Annotated in this window: 16 protein-coding genes; all 16 read right to left on the reverse strand. The window is 59.9% G+C overall.

Annotated features, from left to right (window positions below; genetic code table 11):
* Window positions 1-8: 8 nt before the first annotated feature.
* A complete protein-coding gene (locus BUC26_RS04560) occupies window positions 9-1,139 on the reverse strand; it encodes a flagellar basal body P-ring protein FlgI (RefSeq protein WP_084540449.1) in 1,131 nt (376 codons plus the stop codon).
* 43 nt (window positions 1,140-1,182) lie between these two features.
* The gene (locus BUC26_RS04565; RefSeq protein WP_073373703.1) at window positions 1,183-1,875 is read right to left on the reverse strand and encodes a flagellar basal body L-ring protein FlgH; all 693 of its coding nucleotides are present in this window, start codon (window positions 1,873-1,875) and stop codon (window positions 1,183-1,185) included.
* The gene (flgA, locus tag BUC26_RS04570) at window positions 1,875-2,840 is read right to left on the reverse strand and encodes a flagellar basal body P-ring formation chaperone FlgA (protein ID WP_073373706.1); all 966 of its coding nucleotides are present in this window, start codon (window positions 2,838-2,840) and stop codon (window positions 1,875-1,877) included. The genes BUC26_RS04565 and flgA overlap by 1 nt, the downstream gene beginning before the upstream one ends.
* A 10-nt stretch (window positions 2,841-2,850) precedes the next feature.
* Complete coding sequence (flgG, locus tag BUC26_RS04575) at window positions 2,851-3,636, reverse strand: flagellar basal-body rod protein FlgG (protein ID WP_073373708.1); 786 nt, start codon at window positions 3,634-3,636, stop codon at window positions 2,851-2,853.
* A 32-nt stretch (window positions 3,637-3,668) separates the two neighbouring features.
* The gene (flgF, locus tag BUC26_RS04580; RefSeq protein WP_073373710.1) at window positions 3,669-4,418 is read right to left on the reverse strand and encodes a flagellar basal-body rod protein FlgF; all 750 of its coding nucleotides are present in this window, start codon (window positions 4,416-4,418) and stop codon (window positions 3,669-3,671) included.
* A 192-nt stretch (window positions 4,419-4,610) separates the two neighbouring features.
* Window positions 4,611-5,036 carry a hypothetical protein gene (locus tag BUC26_RS04585; RefSeq protein ID WP_143165910.1) on the reverse strand — a complete coding sequence of 142 codons (426 nt, stop codon included), beginning with the start codon at window positions 5,034-5,036 and terminating at the stop codon, window positions 4,611-4,613.
* Between the two features lie 21 nt (window positions 5,037-5,057).
* A complete protein-coding gene (locus tag BUC26_RS04590) occupies window positions 5,058-5,789 on the reverse strand; it encodes a FliA/WhiG family RNA polymerase sigma factor (protein WP_073373714.1) in 732 nt (243 codons plus the stop codon).
* Window positions 5,790-6,677 carry a MinD/ParA family protein gene (locus BUC26_RS04595; protein ID WP_073373716.1) on the reverse strand — a complete coding sequence of 296 codons (888 nt, stop codon included), beginning with the start codon at window positions 6,675-6,677 and terminating at the stop codon, window positions 5,790-5,792.
* Window positions 6,674-7,999, reverse strand: coding sequence for a flagellar biosynthesis GTPase FlhF (flhF, locus tag BUC26_RS04600; RefSeq protein WP_073373718.1), 1,326 nt, complete (start codon window positions 7,997-7,999; stop codon window positions 6,674-6,676). The genes BUC26_RS04595 and flhF overlap by 4 nt, the downstream gene beginning before the upstream one ends.
* Window positions 7,989-10,085, reverse strand: a complete 2,097-nt coding sequence (flhA, locus tag BUC26_RS04605; RefSeq protein ID WP_073373720.1) for a flagellar biosynthesis protein FlhA — start codon at window positions 10,083-10,085, stop codon at window positions 7,989-7,991. Before flhA ends, flhF begins: the two co-directional genes overlap by 11 nt.
* Window positions 10,085-11,155 (reverse strand): flagellar biosynthesis protein FlhB, encoded by a 1,071-nt coding sequence (flhB, locus tag BUC26_RS04610; protein WP_073373722.1) that lies wholly within the window; start codon window positions 11,153-11,155, stop codon window positions 10,085-10,087. Before flhB ends, flhA begins: the two co-directional genes overlap by 1 nt.
* 157 nt (window positions 11,156-11,312) lie before the next feature.
* Window positions 11,313-12,098, reverse strand: a complete 786-nt coding sequence (fliR, locus tag BUC26_RS04615; protein WP_073373724.1) for a flagellar biosynthetic protein FliR — start codon at window positions 12,096-12,098, stop codon at window positions 11,313-11,315.
* A 5-nt stretch (window positions 12,099-12,103) separates the two neighbouring features.
* Window positions 12,104-12,367 (reverse strand): flagellar biosynthesis protein FliQ, encoded by a 264-nt coding sequence (gene fliQ, locus BUC26_RS04620; protein ID WP_073373726.1) that lies wholly within the window; start codon window positions 12,365-12,367, stop codon window positions 12,104-12,106.
* A 26-nt stretch (window positions 12,368-12,393) separates the two neighbouring features.
* Window positions 12,394-13,146 carry a flagellar type III secretion system pore protein FliP gene (gene fliP / locus BUC26_RS04625; RefSeq protein ID WP_073373728.1) on the reverse strand — a complete coding sequence of 251 codons (753 nt, stop codon included), beginning with the start codon at window positions 13,144-13,146 and terminating at the stop codon, window positions 12,394-12,396.
* Window positions 13,143-13,547, reverse strand: a complete 405-nt coding sequence (locus tag BUC26_RS04630; RefSeq protein ID WP_244155786.1) for a flagellar biosynthetic protein FliO — start codon at window positions 13,545-13,547, stop codon at window positions 13,143-13,145. The genes fliP and BUC26_RS04630 overlap by 4 nt, the downstream gene beginning before the upstream one ends.
* Window positions 13,548-13,557: 10 nt before the next feature.
* Window positions 13,558-13,947 carry a flagellar motor switch protein FliN gene (fliN, locus tag BUC26_RS04635; RefSeq protein WP_084540450.1) on the reverse strand — a complete coding sequence of 130 codons (390 nt, stop codon included), beginning with the start codon at window positions 13,945-13,947 and terminating at the stop codon, window positions 13,558-13,560.
* Between the last annotated feature and the right edge of the window lie 30 nt (window positions 13,948-13,977).

Consider the following 13,977-nt stretch of genomic DNA (forward strand, 5'->3'; position numbering starts at 1 on the left):
CTCCCTGTTTACATGATGATCAGATCGCCGTGCAGCGAGCCGGCAGCCTTGATTGCCTGGAAGATGGCGATCAGGTCGCGCGGCGTGGCGCCGATGGCGTTGAGCGCGGTGGCGATCTCACCGATACTGACGCCTTCCTCCATATTGAGCACGGTCAGCCGGCCTTCGTCTTCGGTCAGGGTCAGATCGGTGCGCGGTGCGGCCACGGTCTCGCCTTCGGCAAAGGGGTTTGGCTGGGAGACTTCGGTACGCTCGTCGATCACCAGGCTGAGGTTGCCGTGCGAGACGGCCACGGTGGAGAGCTTGACGTCGCGGCCCATGACGATGGTGCCGGTGCGCTCGTTGAGCACCACCCGGGCGGTGGAGTCGGTGTCCACGTCGATGCCCTCGATCTCCGAAACGAAGAGCACCACCGAGTCACGAAACAGCTCCGGGATGGTCACGGTTACCGTGCCGGAGTCGGACGGATAGGCGGTGTCGGGCCCATAGAGGGCGTTAATCCGCTCGGTGATGTTGGCCGCCGTGGTGAAATCGGCATTGTCGAGCTGATAGTGGAGCAGCCCGGAGGTGCCGAGCTCGATTGGCACTCCTCTCTCGACTTTGGCGCCGTTGGCGATCTGCCCGGCGGTCGGATGGTTTTTCTGGACTTCCGCCGCCTTGCCGCCGAAGGCGAAGGCGCCGTTGGTCACCGGCCCCTGGGCGACTGCGTAGACCTGGCCGTCGGCGCCCTTGAGCGGGGTCATCAGCAGGGTGCCGCCGGAGATCGACTTGGCATCGCCGATCGATGAGACGGTGACGTCGATGTCCGAACCGGGCCGGGCGAATGGCGGTAGTTCGGCGGTAACCATAACCGCGGCGACGTTTTTCAGTTTGATGTTGCTCAATTCCTCCGGATCGGCGGTGATGCCGCTGCGCACCATCAGGTTGTAGATGGCCTGCAACGTGAAATAGGACTTTTTCATATCGTCGCCGGTGCCGTTGAGACCGGTGACCAGTCCGTAGCCGATCAGGCTGTTGCTCCTGACCCCGCTGAGCCGGGCGATATCCTTCAGGCGTGCCGCCTGCACCGGCGCGGCAGCGGCGAGGAGCAGCGAACCGAGCAGCAGCGTGGCGAAAGAAAAGGCGAAAAGACGTTTCATGGCTGCACCGGTAAAAGTTGAGATGCTACCTGAGGAAAATGTTCTAAAATGGCCAAACATGGTCGATAGCTCGTCCGAGCCAGCCTGGTTCCTGTTTGTCGGCAATCGGTCCTCGACCGGTATAGGAGATCCGCGCATTGAGGATCTTGTTGGAGTCGATGGTGTTGCCGGCGGTAATATCGACCGGCCGGACGATGCCGGACAGGTAGATGATCTGCACCTCGGTGTTGACCATCACCTCCTTGCCGCCGCGCACCTTATAGTTGCCGTTGGGGTAGACATCGATGATCTGCGCCGACAGGGATGCGGTCAAATCGCCGCTACGTTCGGTCTTACCCGAGCCTTGGAACGAGTTGGTGAAATTGGCGTTAAGCATATTGCTCATGTCAAGGTTCGATTCGACAACGAAGTCGTGGTTTTCCAGGCCGAAAAAGTTCGGGATGCCGGCGGCGTAATTGCTGTCCCGACCGGACGTGGTGCTCGCCTCGCGGGAGGCTCTGGCCTGTTCCGAGATAACGATGGTGACGATATCGCCGATGGCCCGGGCCTTGTGATCCTCGAACAGGGAACCGGACTGGGTGGTCCACAACGAGCCGTTTGTCGTCTCGATCGGTTGGGCTTCGCGGATTTCTTCGAGCGGTTCCGGAACGAGCACCACTTCGGTCGTTTTCGATGCGCAGCCCGGCAACAACAGGGCCGGCAGGAGCAGGAGCGGAAACAAGAGCCGAAATTTCATCAGAGGGTCACCTCCACGACGCCGGGCGCGTTGACCCGGCAGTAAATGAGCTTGTTCGATGAGCTGTTCTGCACCCGGATCGTCTCGTCTTTGCGACCGTCCGACTTGGCGATGCCGGTAGCGGTCAGGACCATGCGCTTATGGGTGACGAAAATCTTCACCAGCTCGCCTTTCCGGACCACCGGCGGCTGCTCGATGGCCGTGGTGTCGATGGCCGCCCCCGACGGGATGGTTCGTTTGACGACGGAGCCGACCACCAGTTCGGTCACGCCGGTCGGATTGGCGATTTGGCCGAGGTCGCGCGGTTCGACACTCACCGCATCGTCGCTGATGATCTCGTCGTATTTCAGGGTCTTGGTGGCGATGACCACCGGCGCGATGGCCTCGACCCGGCCGAGTACCGAAAAGTTCTTCCGCACCCGGCCATCGACGTTATAGATCAGGGAAAAACGTGAGCTGCCGATGATCGCCGGGCTGGACGGAATCACCTGCCAGCTGGTCTCGCCGGTCGGCAGGTTGATCGGCAGCGGTGGCGAGTCGGGGATGAAGCGGATATCGGCCTGCGGCAGCCGGTGCCGGTTTGCTTCGAGAAAATCGTCGATGGCTGTAAGGATCTGCTCCGAGCTGACGGTGACGAATGAGCGTGAGACGTTGACCGTGGCCGCACCCTGCCAGAGCACGCTCAGCAGGGAGGCGTTTTGGCGAACCAGGCGATTGATTATGGTTCGGGCATCAAGGGCGATCGACCGGCCCGGGTCGGGCGACTGTTCGACGATCTGCCCGGCCAGGCTGTCGGCCAGCGGTGACTCGCCGGAGAGCGTGGCGATGTCTCCGATGGTGATCGCGTCGCCGTCCACCTCGGCGGCCTGCTTGAAGGTCACCTCCAGCGGCGCGGCAGCGGTGATACCGGCGACGGCGGCGACCGACACGGCGAAGACGACCAGCGATAGAATTGTTCGTATCATGGCGTTGTTATCATGCAAGGTTGACGGTGGCCTGCATCATCTCGTCCGAGGTCTGGATCGTCTTGGAATTGATCTCGTAGGCCCGCTGGGTGGTGATCAGCAGGGCCATTTCCGAGACGATATTGACGTTTGATCCCTCCAGGTAAGTTTGGATCAACACCCCGTAGCCCTCGTCACCGGGGACGCCGGGCGTCGCGATGCCCGAGGCGGCGGTTTCCTGGAACAAATTGTCGCCGAGGGCGCGCAGCCCCTGGTTGTTGGTAAAGGTGGTGAGTTCCAGGTTGCCGATCTCGGTGCTGTCCGTGTCGTCGCCGATCACGGCGCTGACCACCCCGGTCTCACTGATAACGATATCGCGCGAGCCATCTGGAATGACCAGAGCAGGCAAGATCGGATAACCATTGGCGGTGGTGATCTGACCGGTGCTGTCGCGCTTGAAATTGCCGGCCCGGGTGAAGGCGCTGTTGCCGTTGGGCAGCTCGACCTCGAAAAAGCCCGGGCCGTCAATGGCGACGTCAAGCTCGTTTTCGGTGCCGATCAGATCGCCCTGGGTGAAGATCTTCGACACCGCGTCGGGTCGCACGCCGATGCCGACCTGGATGCCGGTCGGCGATTCGGTGTTGGCCGAGGTCTGGCTGCCAGGGACCTTGATCATCTCGTAGAGCAGGTCCTTGAACTCGGTGGTGCTTTTTTTGAACCCGGTGGTGCTGACGTTGGCCAGGTTGTTGGCAATGACGTCAATGCTCAACTGCTGGGCATTCATGCCGGTGGTGCCGGTCCACAATGATCGAATCATAGGTTGCGTCTCGTCTGGTTGGTCGTGACTGGTTAAGAGAGCGTGCCGAGGTCTTCCTGTTTTTCACTGATCGTCGAATAGGCCTTGATCGCCTTCAGGTAGATTTCATAGAGGCGGTGGCTATCTACCATCTGCGCCATCTCCTCGACCATATTGACGTTGGCAATCTCCAGGGAGCCCGAGACGATGGTCGGCTCTTCCACAGGCTGTTCGATAGCGTCTTCGCCCAGGGCAAACGCGGCCTGTTCGCGGCGCTGCAGGCCGGCGGGGTTGTCGACATCGACCACGGCTAGCTGGTCGAGCTCTTCACGGTTGCCCTGAGCGTCGATCGACGAAATAACGCCGAAGCCGCTGATCGAAAGCGTACCCCGGGCGGCCTCTCCCAGCTCGATCGGGGCATCGCCCTGGTTGAGCACCGCGTAACCGTTTTGGGTGCGCAGCGCGCCGTCCTGGTCGACGACAAAGGCGCCGTTGCGGGTCAGCAGCGGTCCGTCCGGGCCGAGCACCTTGAAAAATCCAGGCCCCTGAACGGCCACATCGAGCGGGTTGCCGGTGTCTTTCAACGGGCCGGGATTGAAATCGCTGAAGTTGTGTTTGATCCGGTTATAGTTGATGCCGTTGGCCTGGCTGGTCTGCTGCTCGCCGCGCAGGATCGACTCGAAGCTGATCATCATCCGCTTGTAGCCGGTGGTGCTGACGTTGGCCAGGTTGTGCGACGTGTTGGCCAGCGATTGTTCCCGGGAGACGGCACCGGCGAGCGCACTGTATTTTCCTGAAACCATGGGGCTCTTTTGGTGATGGTGGTAATCGGTACTGGGTTTCCATACGTATCGGTTTGTTTGCCGAATATTTAAGGAAATTCCTGTGGAATATTATTCTTTTGCCAAGCGGCAGAAGGCATCGTGGAGTCTGCCCGGACACCCTGTCGGGCGCGGTGACGCATCTATTGCTAAGAGGTGGAAACTGCGGTGCGATCAGGGTCCGGAGAGGCGAGATAGGTGTACGAGTTGTTGCGCCTCGTGCTGGGAGATGGTCAGCATGGAGGCAATCTGCTCCGCCTCCATGCCGTTTTGGCTGAGCCGGTGGGCATAACGATAGCGCTCCGGCGCGGTGCGCTCGGCAATCGCGCCGTAATCCCGGAGACGGGGATACTGGAGTTTGGTGGTCAGCTCGGCCTGGTTCAGGTCGGCGGCGAAGGTGGCGGAGGCGTGCCCTTGTCCAGTGCTGCGCGATGATCCGGTTGCCGCTTGGTCCTGCTCGGCAAGCACCTTTCGATAGGAGGCGTGTAACTTCAGGTAACGATAATACTGCCAGAGCAGTCCGGCGCCGGTTGCCAGCAGCAGTGCTGTCAGAATCCCTATGGTCAGGGCCCACGGAGTCATGTCAGGTAAAGCGGTCATGATCGTCATCTTGTTTCTTGTTCAATGGAGGCGGGACTGCATCTTGGTTTTCAGTTTGATCAGGGCCTGGCTGTGCAGCTGAGAGATCCGGCCTTCCGAAACCTGCAGGACCTCGGCGATCTCCTTTTGGGTCAACTCCTCGTAATAGTAGAGCGATACGACGAGACGCTCTTTTTCTGACAGTTCTTCGAGCACACCGGCGATGATCCCGGTCAGTTCGTGGTTCTCCAATCGCTCGGCCGGTTGCAATTCGCTGCGCTCGTCGACCAACGTGTCGAGAAAGGAGCGGCCTTCCTCGGAATGGTCGAGTGTCTCATTGAGGCTGACACAGCCGAGATGACTGACTTCGCCGAGCATTTTTTGGTACTCGTCGACACTGATCTCCATCGCGTCGGCCACCTCGAAATCCTCAGGCGATCGTCCCAGGCTGCGTTCCAGGTCGGTCAGGGTCCGGCCGATGCGGTTCTGCTTGTCGCGCAGGCTGCGGGAAAACCAGTCGAGTTTGCGCATCTCGTCGAGGATCGCGCCGCGGATACGGTATTCGGCAAAGGTCTTGAAGAGGATGTTTTTCGAGGCATCGAACTTGTTGGCGGCATCGATCAGGCCAAGCATACCGGCGCTCTTCATGTCGTCGTGCCCCATGAATGCGGGTACCTGGGTGAGCATCCGGTTGACCAGGATATCGACGAGATAGAGGTTGTCCCTGATCAACTTCGAGCGATCCTCGTTATGCAGGGTCTGCTGGTAGAGCATTTATCCGTGTTCTCCGCCGATACGCAGCAATTTCTTCCAGAAGAACTGGATGTTTCCTTTCGGTACCGAGGGCCCGGTTTCGCTGCACAGCCGGCCGGCCAGGGCGGCAAAGGCGGCGGCGATCTTCGACGACGGGAAGAGCTCGACGTAGGCCCGCTGTTTCCTGATAGCGTCGTTCATCTGGCGATCGACCGGAATCGAGCCGAGATAATCGATCGATACGTCGAGATAGCGGTTGGCCACGGTGGTCAGTTTCTTGTAGACCTCGAGCGCTTCGTTGTCGCTTCGTACCATATTGACGATCAGGTTGAAATGACGCTCATGATAGGTCGTAGACATCAGTTTCATCAGCGCGTAGGCATCGGTGATTGCGGTCGGTTCAGGCGTGGTGACCAGGATGATCTCCTGGGCCGCGGTGTTGAAGTAGGTGACGTTTTCCGAGATGCCGGCCTCGGTATCGATGAGGACGTAATCAAAATCGTCGTGCAGACCGTCGAGCCCTTCCATGAGCAGCATTTTCTGGCGGGTATCGAGGCGGATGAACGACTGGATACCGGAACCGGCCGGCAGGATCTTGATGCCGCGCGGCCCTTCGATCAGGATGTCGCTCAGCTCCTTGGTGCCGGAAAAGAAGTGGTTGAGGTTGTAGAGTGGCGTCAGGCCGAAGACCACATCGATATTGGCCAGGCCGAGATCGGCGTCGAAAATGAGCACTTTTTTGCCGAGCGTCGCCAGTGATACGGCGATATTGGCGACGACGGCGGTCTTGCCGACGCCGCCCTTGCCGCTGGTAACGGAGAAAACGCTGGCAACCTGGTCGTCTGCCGCAAAGGCGGTGGACGGCTGGTCGGCGTTCAGGGAACGCAAGGTGTGCGCCTGGTCGGTCATTGCTGGTTTCCTTCGCCTGCGGGCAGGATCAGGCGGGAAACTGTCTCCCGGTCGATCTGCAGCAGGTCCTCGGGCACCCGCTGGCCGTTGGTCAAAAAAGACAGCGGCGCGGGATTGCTGATTTGCACGTTGAGCAGCACGCCGAGCGTGCGGCATTCGTCGAGTTTGGTGAAGATGGTGCGATCGATGCCGAGCCGGCCGAATTGCTCGATGGTGTCGAGCAGTTCCTTCTCCCGGGTCACCGCGGAGAGCACCAGGTGTTTCTCGAAACCGCGCTCGGCGGTGAGAAAAGAGGCCAGCTCTTCGATGCAGACGCTGTCGCGGGGGCTGCGTCCGGCCGTGTCGACCAGGATCAGGTCGCTATCAGCATGGCGCTCAAGCGCCGCGTCGAGCTGCGCCGGCGAGATGACCACCTCGACCGGCAAACGCATGATCTCGCCGTAGACCTTGAGCTGCTCGACGGCCGCGATCCGGTAGGTATCGATGGTGATCAGCGCGATCGACGGCGACCAGACGCTCAGGCAGGCGGCGGCGATCTTGGCCAGGGTTGTCGTCTTGCCGACCCCGGTCGGACCAACCAGGGCGATGCGCTGCTGGCCTTCGGCCGATGTAAAAGCGGGCGGCTGGACATCGATCAGGCCGCCGATCGTGTCGCGCAGAAAAGCGGTGTAGACGTCCGAACGGGAGAGATCGGCAAAGGAGAGTGATTCTCGGGCAAACCCGGCGATGGTCGCAGCGTTTTCCGGAGAGATGTCGTAGGCCAGCAGGTAGCCGGCTACCGGGTCGCGCTGGGCAGCTGATGCGGCTCCAAAGGCTGCTTGACCACCGCCGTTGTCGGGCGGTGCCGTCGGGTGTTCTGGTCGGCTCGACAGGCGGGAGAGCTCGCCGCTCAGTGCCGAGACCATTTCTTTGAGCTCGCCAAGTTCCCGAGACACGTCGCGCTGCTTGTCGGTCGGGGGATCTGTCGGGGCCTCGGCGGCAAGGCGGGTGGCGGCCGGTTTACGCAACGCTCGGGGCGCGGACAATCGCTCGTCGGGGGCAGGTTGCGAAGGGGCCTCCGGCCGGGTCTGTTCCAGGTAGGCCTGCCGGGCGGTGCCATGCAGTGACCGTGTTGCCGGCTGCCGGGCAGGTGACTCGAGCGGGGCCGAATCGACGCGGTTGTCGACCGCCGCAGTGATCTCCAGCGTTGGTTTGCCGAGGATGCCGAGCCGTCCGTTTCTGACCGTGCGCGTGGAGAGAATCAGCGCTTCCGGGCCGAGTTCCCGACGGATCATCTTCAGACCGGTTGCCATGTCCGGAGATTCGAAAATTTTAACCTGCATCAAGCGTCACCGTTCCGAGCGATTGAACCTTGTACGTGGAGACCACCTCGTTATGAGAAATGACCACCAGCTCCGGGTAATAGCGCTCGACGAGCTTGCGCACGTGGGGCCGGATCTGTGGTGCGGCGAGCAGTACCGGCTTTTGCCCGCCCTGGAAGAGCGTGATCCCCTTGCCGATGGAGTCGAGGATCCGCTGCGCGGTCTGCGGGTCGATGGCCAGATAGCTGCCGGTTTCCTTGTGCTGCACTGCGCTTAGTATGGCATCTTCAACCGGTTTTGCAAGGGTTATCAGGGGAATGGTCTGATTTACGGCGAGCTCGGCGCAGATGGTGCGCGACAGGGCGTGGCGTACGTATTCGGTCAGGATTTCCGGATCCTGGGTAGCGTGCGCCCAGTCGCCGAGGGTTTCCAGGATGGTTCGCAGATCGCGGATGGAAACGCTTTCGCGCAGTAGGTTCTGGAGCACCCGCATCAGCGTGGAGAGCGACACCATCTGTGGCACCGTTTCCTCGACCAGTTTCGGCGAGCTCTTGGCCAGGTTGTCCAGCAGGTTCTGCACCTCCTGGCGGCCGATCAACTCGTGGGCGTGGCGCCGGATGATCTCGCTGATATGGGTGGCCATCACCGTCGTGCAGTCGACCACGGTGTAGCCGGCCATCTGGGCCCGCTCGCGCTTGTCTTCGGTAACCCACAGGGCGTCGAGGCCAAAGGCCGGTTCCTTGGTCGGGATGCCCTTGATGGTCTCGGTGACGATGCCGGGATCCATGGCCATAAAGTGACCGGGCAGGATCTCGGCCTCGGCGACCCTTACGCCCTTGAGCGAGATGACGTACTGGTTCGGACTGAGCTGCAGGTTGTCCTTGATATGGATTGGCGGGATGATAAAGCCGTGGTTGAGGACGAACTGTTTCCGGATCGACTGGATGCGCGTCAGCAGTTCACCGTCCTGGGCCGAGTCGACAAAGGGGATCAGGCCGTAGCCGACCTCGAGTTCGAGCAGGTCGACGGAGAGCATCTGGTCGTAGTTTTCTTCCGGTTTGACCTGCGGCGTCGGCGGTTCCATGACCTCTTCGGCGACGGCTTCGCGTTTGCTGCGATCGAGATAAAAGGCCATCACCGCCAGAGCGGCGGACAGAATCAGGAAGGGCACGAAGGGCAGGCCGGGGATCAAAGCAAAAACCAACAGGATGCCGGAGACGACCCAGAGGGCGATGGCATGGACAGAGAACTGTTTGCGCAGGTCCGAACCGAAGTCTTTTTCGCCGGTGGCGCGGGTCACCAGCAGACCGGCGGCGGTGGAAATGATCAGCGCCGGGATCTGGCTGACCAGACCGTCGCCGACGGTCAGGATGGTATAGGTCTGGGCCGCCTCGGCCATCGGCATGCCTTTCTGCAGCACGCCGATGACAAAGCCGGCGCCGATGTTGATCAGCGTGATGATGATGCCGGCGATCGCATCGCCGCGAACGAATTTTGCGGCACCATCCATGGCGCCGTGAAAGGCGGCCTCGTCGGAAATTTCCTCGCGCCGTCGCCGTGCCTCGTGTTCGTCGATCAGGCCGGCATTGAGGTCGGCATCGATGGCCATCTGCTTGCCGGGCATACCATCCAGGGTGAAGCGGGCGGCCACCTCGGCGATCCGGCCGGCGCCCTTGACGATGACCATGAAGTTGATCAGCACCAGGATCGCAAAAATAACGATACCGACCACGTAATCGCCGCCGACCACGAATTGGCCGAAGGACTGGATGACCGTACCGGCGGCGTCGGCGCCCTGGTCGCCGTTGAGCAGGATCAACCGGGTCGAGGCGACATTGAGGGCCAGGCGAAAGAGCGTCGTCGTCAGCAGGACCGACGGGAAGATCGAGAACTCGATGGCCTTGGTCGTGTACAGGCTGATAATCAGGATCAGCAGGGCCAGGGTGATGTTCATCGACAGGAACAGGTCGAGCATGATCGACGGCAGCGGGATGATCATGATGAACAGGATGCCCACCAGCCCAAGAGACGCCATCACGTCGCTGCGGTTCAACAGACCCCGGTAGTTATACCGAGTTATGGCCTGACGAATATCGGTCGCTTGCATTACGGCCTGATTCCTTTCAGTGAATAGACATGGGCCAGGATTTCGGCAACCGCCTTGAACAGCGATTCCGGAATGGTCGCACCCAGATCGATTTTATGCAACAATCGCGCCACCGGCGGATTTTCGACAATCGGCACGTTGTGATCGCGGGCGATTTCCCTGATCTTCAGCGCCACCAACTCCTGTCCCTTGGCAATGACGACCGGGGCGTCCATCTCGCCGCTGTCGTATTTGACGGCCACCGCGATGTGGGTCGGGTTGGTGATGACCACGTCGGCCTTCGGCACCTCGGCCATCATTCGCTTGCGCGCCATCTCCTGCTGGATCGATCGGATCTGCGACTTGATGTACGGATCGCCCTCGGTCTCCTTGTGTTCCTCTTTGACCTCCTGTTTGGTCATTTTCATCTTTTCTTCCATCTCGTAGCGGGTATAGAGAAAATCGAGAAAAGCCAAAAAGATTAGGAGACCACAGACTTTGGCGAGGATGAGCGCCGCCATTTTACCGATATAGACCAGGGCGGTGATCGGCTGGGTATCGATGAGAATGAGGGCTTCTTCGATATGGTTTATGACCGTCGAATAGGCGAGCCAGGCAATCAAGCTGATCTTGGCCAGGGATTTGGCGACCTCGACCAGTGAGCGTTTCGAGAAGAGTCGGCCGAGTCCTTTGATCGGGTCGAATTTGCTGATGTCGGGCACAAACGGTTTGGCGGTCAGCAGCCAGCCGAATTGGAAGACGCTGGAGAAGAAACCGACAATGAGCACCAGCACGAAGAGCGGCGCCAGCAGCAACGCGACATCTTTCAGGATAAAGGCGGACAGTGCAACAATCGCCGGGGGGGTGACTTCAAAGGTGCCGCTCGACCGCCAGATGTGCGCAATCAGATCGTTCATCCGTAAAAAGAACGACGGCATATAAAAGAGCCACAGGGCCAGGCAGAAGGTAAACAGCGCGGCGGTGTGAACCTCCTTGGACTGGGCCACCTGTCCCTTCTCGCGAAAATCCTGTCGCCGTTTCGCTGTCGGGGCCTCGGTCCGTTCGCCGCCGCTCGGTGCTTCTTCCGCCATGGCTCAGCTCTGTGGTGGTCTGCAGGTGATAAATAGCCGGGTGATCATGGAAGGCTATGCAAGAAAAGTGACAAGGGAAGAGATATCGGGAGAAAAAAGGGACAGAAAAAAAGGGACAGTCCACTTTTTGATCAAAAAGGGGACTGTCCCTTTTTTTCTAGCCGTTCAGCAGGGTGAGCATCGTGAAGAAATGATCGGCGAGGTTGTCAAATTCCCGACTGAGGACGATGAAGACCATGCCCAGTGTCAAACCGATGACGGTGAAGGCGATGGCGATGTTGAGCGGGAATGAGAGCAGGAAGACGTTGCCCTGGGGGAAAGTGCGGGCCAGGATGCCGAGAATCAATCCGGAGAGCAGCAGGACGGCGAGGACCGGGGCGCTGAACTGAACGCCGAGCACGAACATGTGCGAGGCGAGTTCCATCAGAAAGGGAACGGCTTCTCCGGAGAAATCGATGCCGCCGGGCGGCAGGATCCGGTACGACTCGACCGCTGTTCTGATAAATACATGGTGTCCACTGATGGCCAGGAAGATCAGTACGGCAAAGACGTTCTGCATCTGGGAGATCAGTGAAATCTGCCGCTCGTTCTGCGGGTCGAATACGTTGGCGGCGGCAAATCCCATCTGGTAGCCGATAATGGTGCCGCCAAATTCGACAGCGGTGAAGATTAAGCGGGCGATCAGTCCGATAATCGCGCCGATCAGCACCTCGGAGACGAGAAAGACGATAAAGGTAGCGGGTTCGAATGTCGTCAGTGAGGGCAGGGTAGAAGCCACAGCTGGAAAGAGGACCAGCGAGACGACGAAGACCAGGCCGGCTTTGAGTTGAACCGGAGTTTGGGCTCCGGAAAAGACCGGAATGGCGCCGATAAAGCCGGCAATACGGGCGGCACAAATCAAAAAGATCTGAAATTGCTCGATCGGGACCAGTTCAATAGCCATGGCCTTCAGAGCGTCGATAGTGTGTCGAAGACGCCGAGGGTAAAGGCGATAAGAATTCTAATAAACCAAGGGGCGAAGATCAACAGGGTGATAAAGACGGCGACGATCTTCGGCACAAAGGTCAGGGTCTGCTCGTTGATCTGGGTCGCCGCCTGGAAGATGGAGACCATCAGGCCGACGATCATGCCCGCCAGCAGCATCGGCGCGGCGCAGAGTAGGACGGTCTGTACCGCTTTGCGGCAGATATTGATGGCCATATCGGGGGTCATGGTACGTTCCTTGCGCTCCGTGCGGGTCAGGAAAAACTTTTCAGCAGTGAGCCGACGACCAGGCTCCAGCCGTCAACCAAGACAAAGAGCAGGAGTTTGAACGGCATCGAGATGATGACCGGCGGCAGCATCATCATACCCATCGACATCAGGATCGAGGCGACGATCATGTCAATGACGAGAAAGGGGATGTAGATCATGAAGCCCATCTGAAACGCCTTTTTCAGCTCGGAGAGCATGAAGGCCGGGATTAGGGTCATGGTCGGAATTTCAGTTTGATCGAGCGGCTCGTCGGTCAACGTGATATCTGCCAGCAGCATCAGCTCGCTCTCATCGACCTGGCTGAACATGAACTGGCGGATTGGCTCCAGGGCGACGTTGAATGCCTCTTGCTGACTGATGGTTTCATCGAGATAGGGCTGCAGGGCCCGCTCGTTGACCGTATTGATGACCGGCGACATGATGAAAAAGGAGAGGAACAGAGCCAGACCGATGAGTACCTGGGTCGGCGGCATGTTCTGGGTGCCCATCGCCTGGCGGACGAAACCGAGGACGATGACGATCCGGGTGAAACAGGTGGTCATCAGCACGATTGCCGGGGCAATCGACAGGATGGTCAGCAGAAACAATACCTGCAGGGCGCCGGATACCTGCTGCGGCGACTCCGCTTCATCGACGCCGAAGGTGATGGTCGGCACGCTGATCGCGGCGCAGAGGTCGGGCAGCAGGACGAGTAGCACAATCAGCGGCAGCTGGCAGAAGGCGATCAGGCGTTTCATTGCGTGTTCTTCGATTCGGTATCGCTCAGAATCTGCTGAAAGGAACGGCCGGGCTGGTCACCATCGATCCGGGCGATCAGTTCCAGCGAGTCGCTGCCGGCGCCGAGCAGGTATTCCCGGCCCCGCACCTCGACGAGAAAGAGTGATTTTTTCGGCATCAGGTGCCGGGTCTCGATGACGTTGATGCGGCCCTTGCTCCGTCCCTGCATCGGGGCGAGACGTTTTTTGACGATGACGTAAATGATCAGCAGCACGGCCAACACGACGAGCAGACCCCAGGTCATGCGCAAGGATGCGTTGAGCAGTGACGGCGTCTCGTCGCCGAGCGCCCAGGCGCAGCGATGATCGCCCATGAATGCGAGCACCGTCACTATGAGCGGCAGGATTCGGCGGCTGTTCATGGTTTCCCCGTCACCCGAGTTTTTCGAGCCGTGCCTTGGTACTGACCACGTCGGTCAGCCTGATGCCGAACTTGTCCCCGACCATGACTGCCTCTCCGCGGGCAATCAACCGGGAATTGACATAGAGGTCGAGTGGCTCGCCGGCCAATTTATCCAGCTCGATAACGTAGCCTTCGCCCATCTTCAGTAGGTCGCGGAGCAGCAGTTTGCTGCGCCCGACCTCTACCGATACCTGGAGTGGAACGTCGTAGAGGAACTCGAGACTGCGGCTGTCCGGGCTGTTTTCGCCGCCGGGGTTACCTTTGGCCGCAGCGCCGGATGACGGCTGCTCATCGAGCAATTCCTTGAGTTCTTCTGGGGCGGGGCGGGCCGCGGTGCTATCGGATTTCTGGTCTTCCATGATCGTTTTGTGCTCCCTGCTTGACTGTCG

The organism is Desulfofustis glycolicus DSM 9705 (assembly GCF_900130015.1).
GTDB lineage: Bacteria > Desulfobacterota > Desulfobulbia > Desulfobulbales > Desulfocapsaceae > Desulfofustis > Desulfofustis glycolicus.

Bases quoted from the DNA above. Each gene is read 5' to 3' on its own strand.
- flhB (WP_073373722.1), bottom strand. From the start codon at position 11,155: ATGGCGGAAGAAGCACCGAGCGGCGGCGAACGGACCGAGGCCCCGACA.
- BUC26_RS04585 (WP_143165910.1), bottom strand. From the start codon at position 5,036: ATGACCGCTTTACCTGACATGACTCCGTGGGCCCTGACCATAGGGATT.
- flgF (WP_073373710.1), bottom strand. From the start codon at position 4,418: ATGGTTTCAGGAAAATACAGTGCGCTCGCCGGTGCCGTCTCCCGGGAA.
- BUC26_RS04630 (WP_244155786.1), bottom strand. From the start codon at position 13,547: ATGAACAGCCGCCGAATCCTGCCGCTCATAGTGACGGTGCTCGCATTC.
- fliQ (WP_073373726.1), bottom strand. From the start codon at position 12,367: ATGACCCCCGATATGGCCATCAATATCTGCCGCAAAGCGGTACAGACC.
- BUC26_RS04590 (WP_073373714.1), bottom strand. From the start codon at position 5,789: ATGCTCTACCAGCAGACCCTGCATAACGAGGATCGCTCGAAGTTGATC.
- fliR (WP_073373724.1), bottom strand. From the start codon at position 12,098: ATGGCTATTGAACTGGTCCCGATCGAGCAATTTCAGATCTTTTTGATT.
- flgG (WP_073373708.1), bottom strand. From the start codon at position 3,636: ATGATTCGATCATTGTGGACCGGCACCACCGGCATGAATGCCCAGCAG.
- BUC26_RS04595 (WP_073373716.1), bottom strand. From the start codon at position 6,677: ATGACCGACCAGGCGCACACCTTGCGTTCCCTGAACGCCGACCAGCCG.
- flhA (WP_073373720.1), bottom strand. From the start codon at position 10,085: ATGCAAGCGACCGATATTCGTCAGGCCATAACTCGGTATAACTACCGG.
- fliN (WP_084540450.1), bottom strand. From the start codon at position 13,947: ATGGAAGACCAGAAATCCGATAGCACCGCGGCCCGCCCCGCCCCAGAA.
- BUC26_RS04560 (WP_084540449.1), bottom strand. From the start codon at position 1,139: ATGAAACGTCTTTTCGCCTTTTCTTTCGCCACGCTGCTGCTCGGTTCG.
- flgA (WP_073373706.1), bottom strand. From the start codon at position 2,840: ATGATACGAACAATTCTATCGCTGGTCGTCTTCGCCGTGTCGGTCGCC.
- flhF (WP_073373718.1), bottom strand. From the start codon at position 7,999: ATGCAGGTTAAAATTTTCGAATCTCCGGACATGGCAACCGGTCTGAAG.
- fliP (WP_073373728.1), bottom strand. From the start codon at position 13,146: ATGAAACGCCTGATCGCCTTCTGCCAGCTGCCGCTGATTGTGCTACTC.
- BUC26_RS04565 (WP_073373703.1), bottom strand. From the start codon at position 1,875: ATGAAATTTCGGCTCTTGTTTCCGCTCCTGCTCCTGCCGGCCCTGTTG.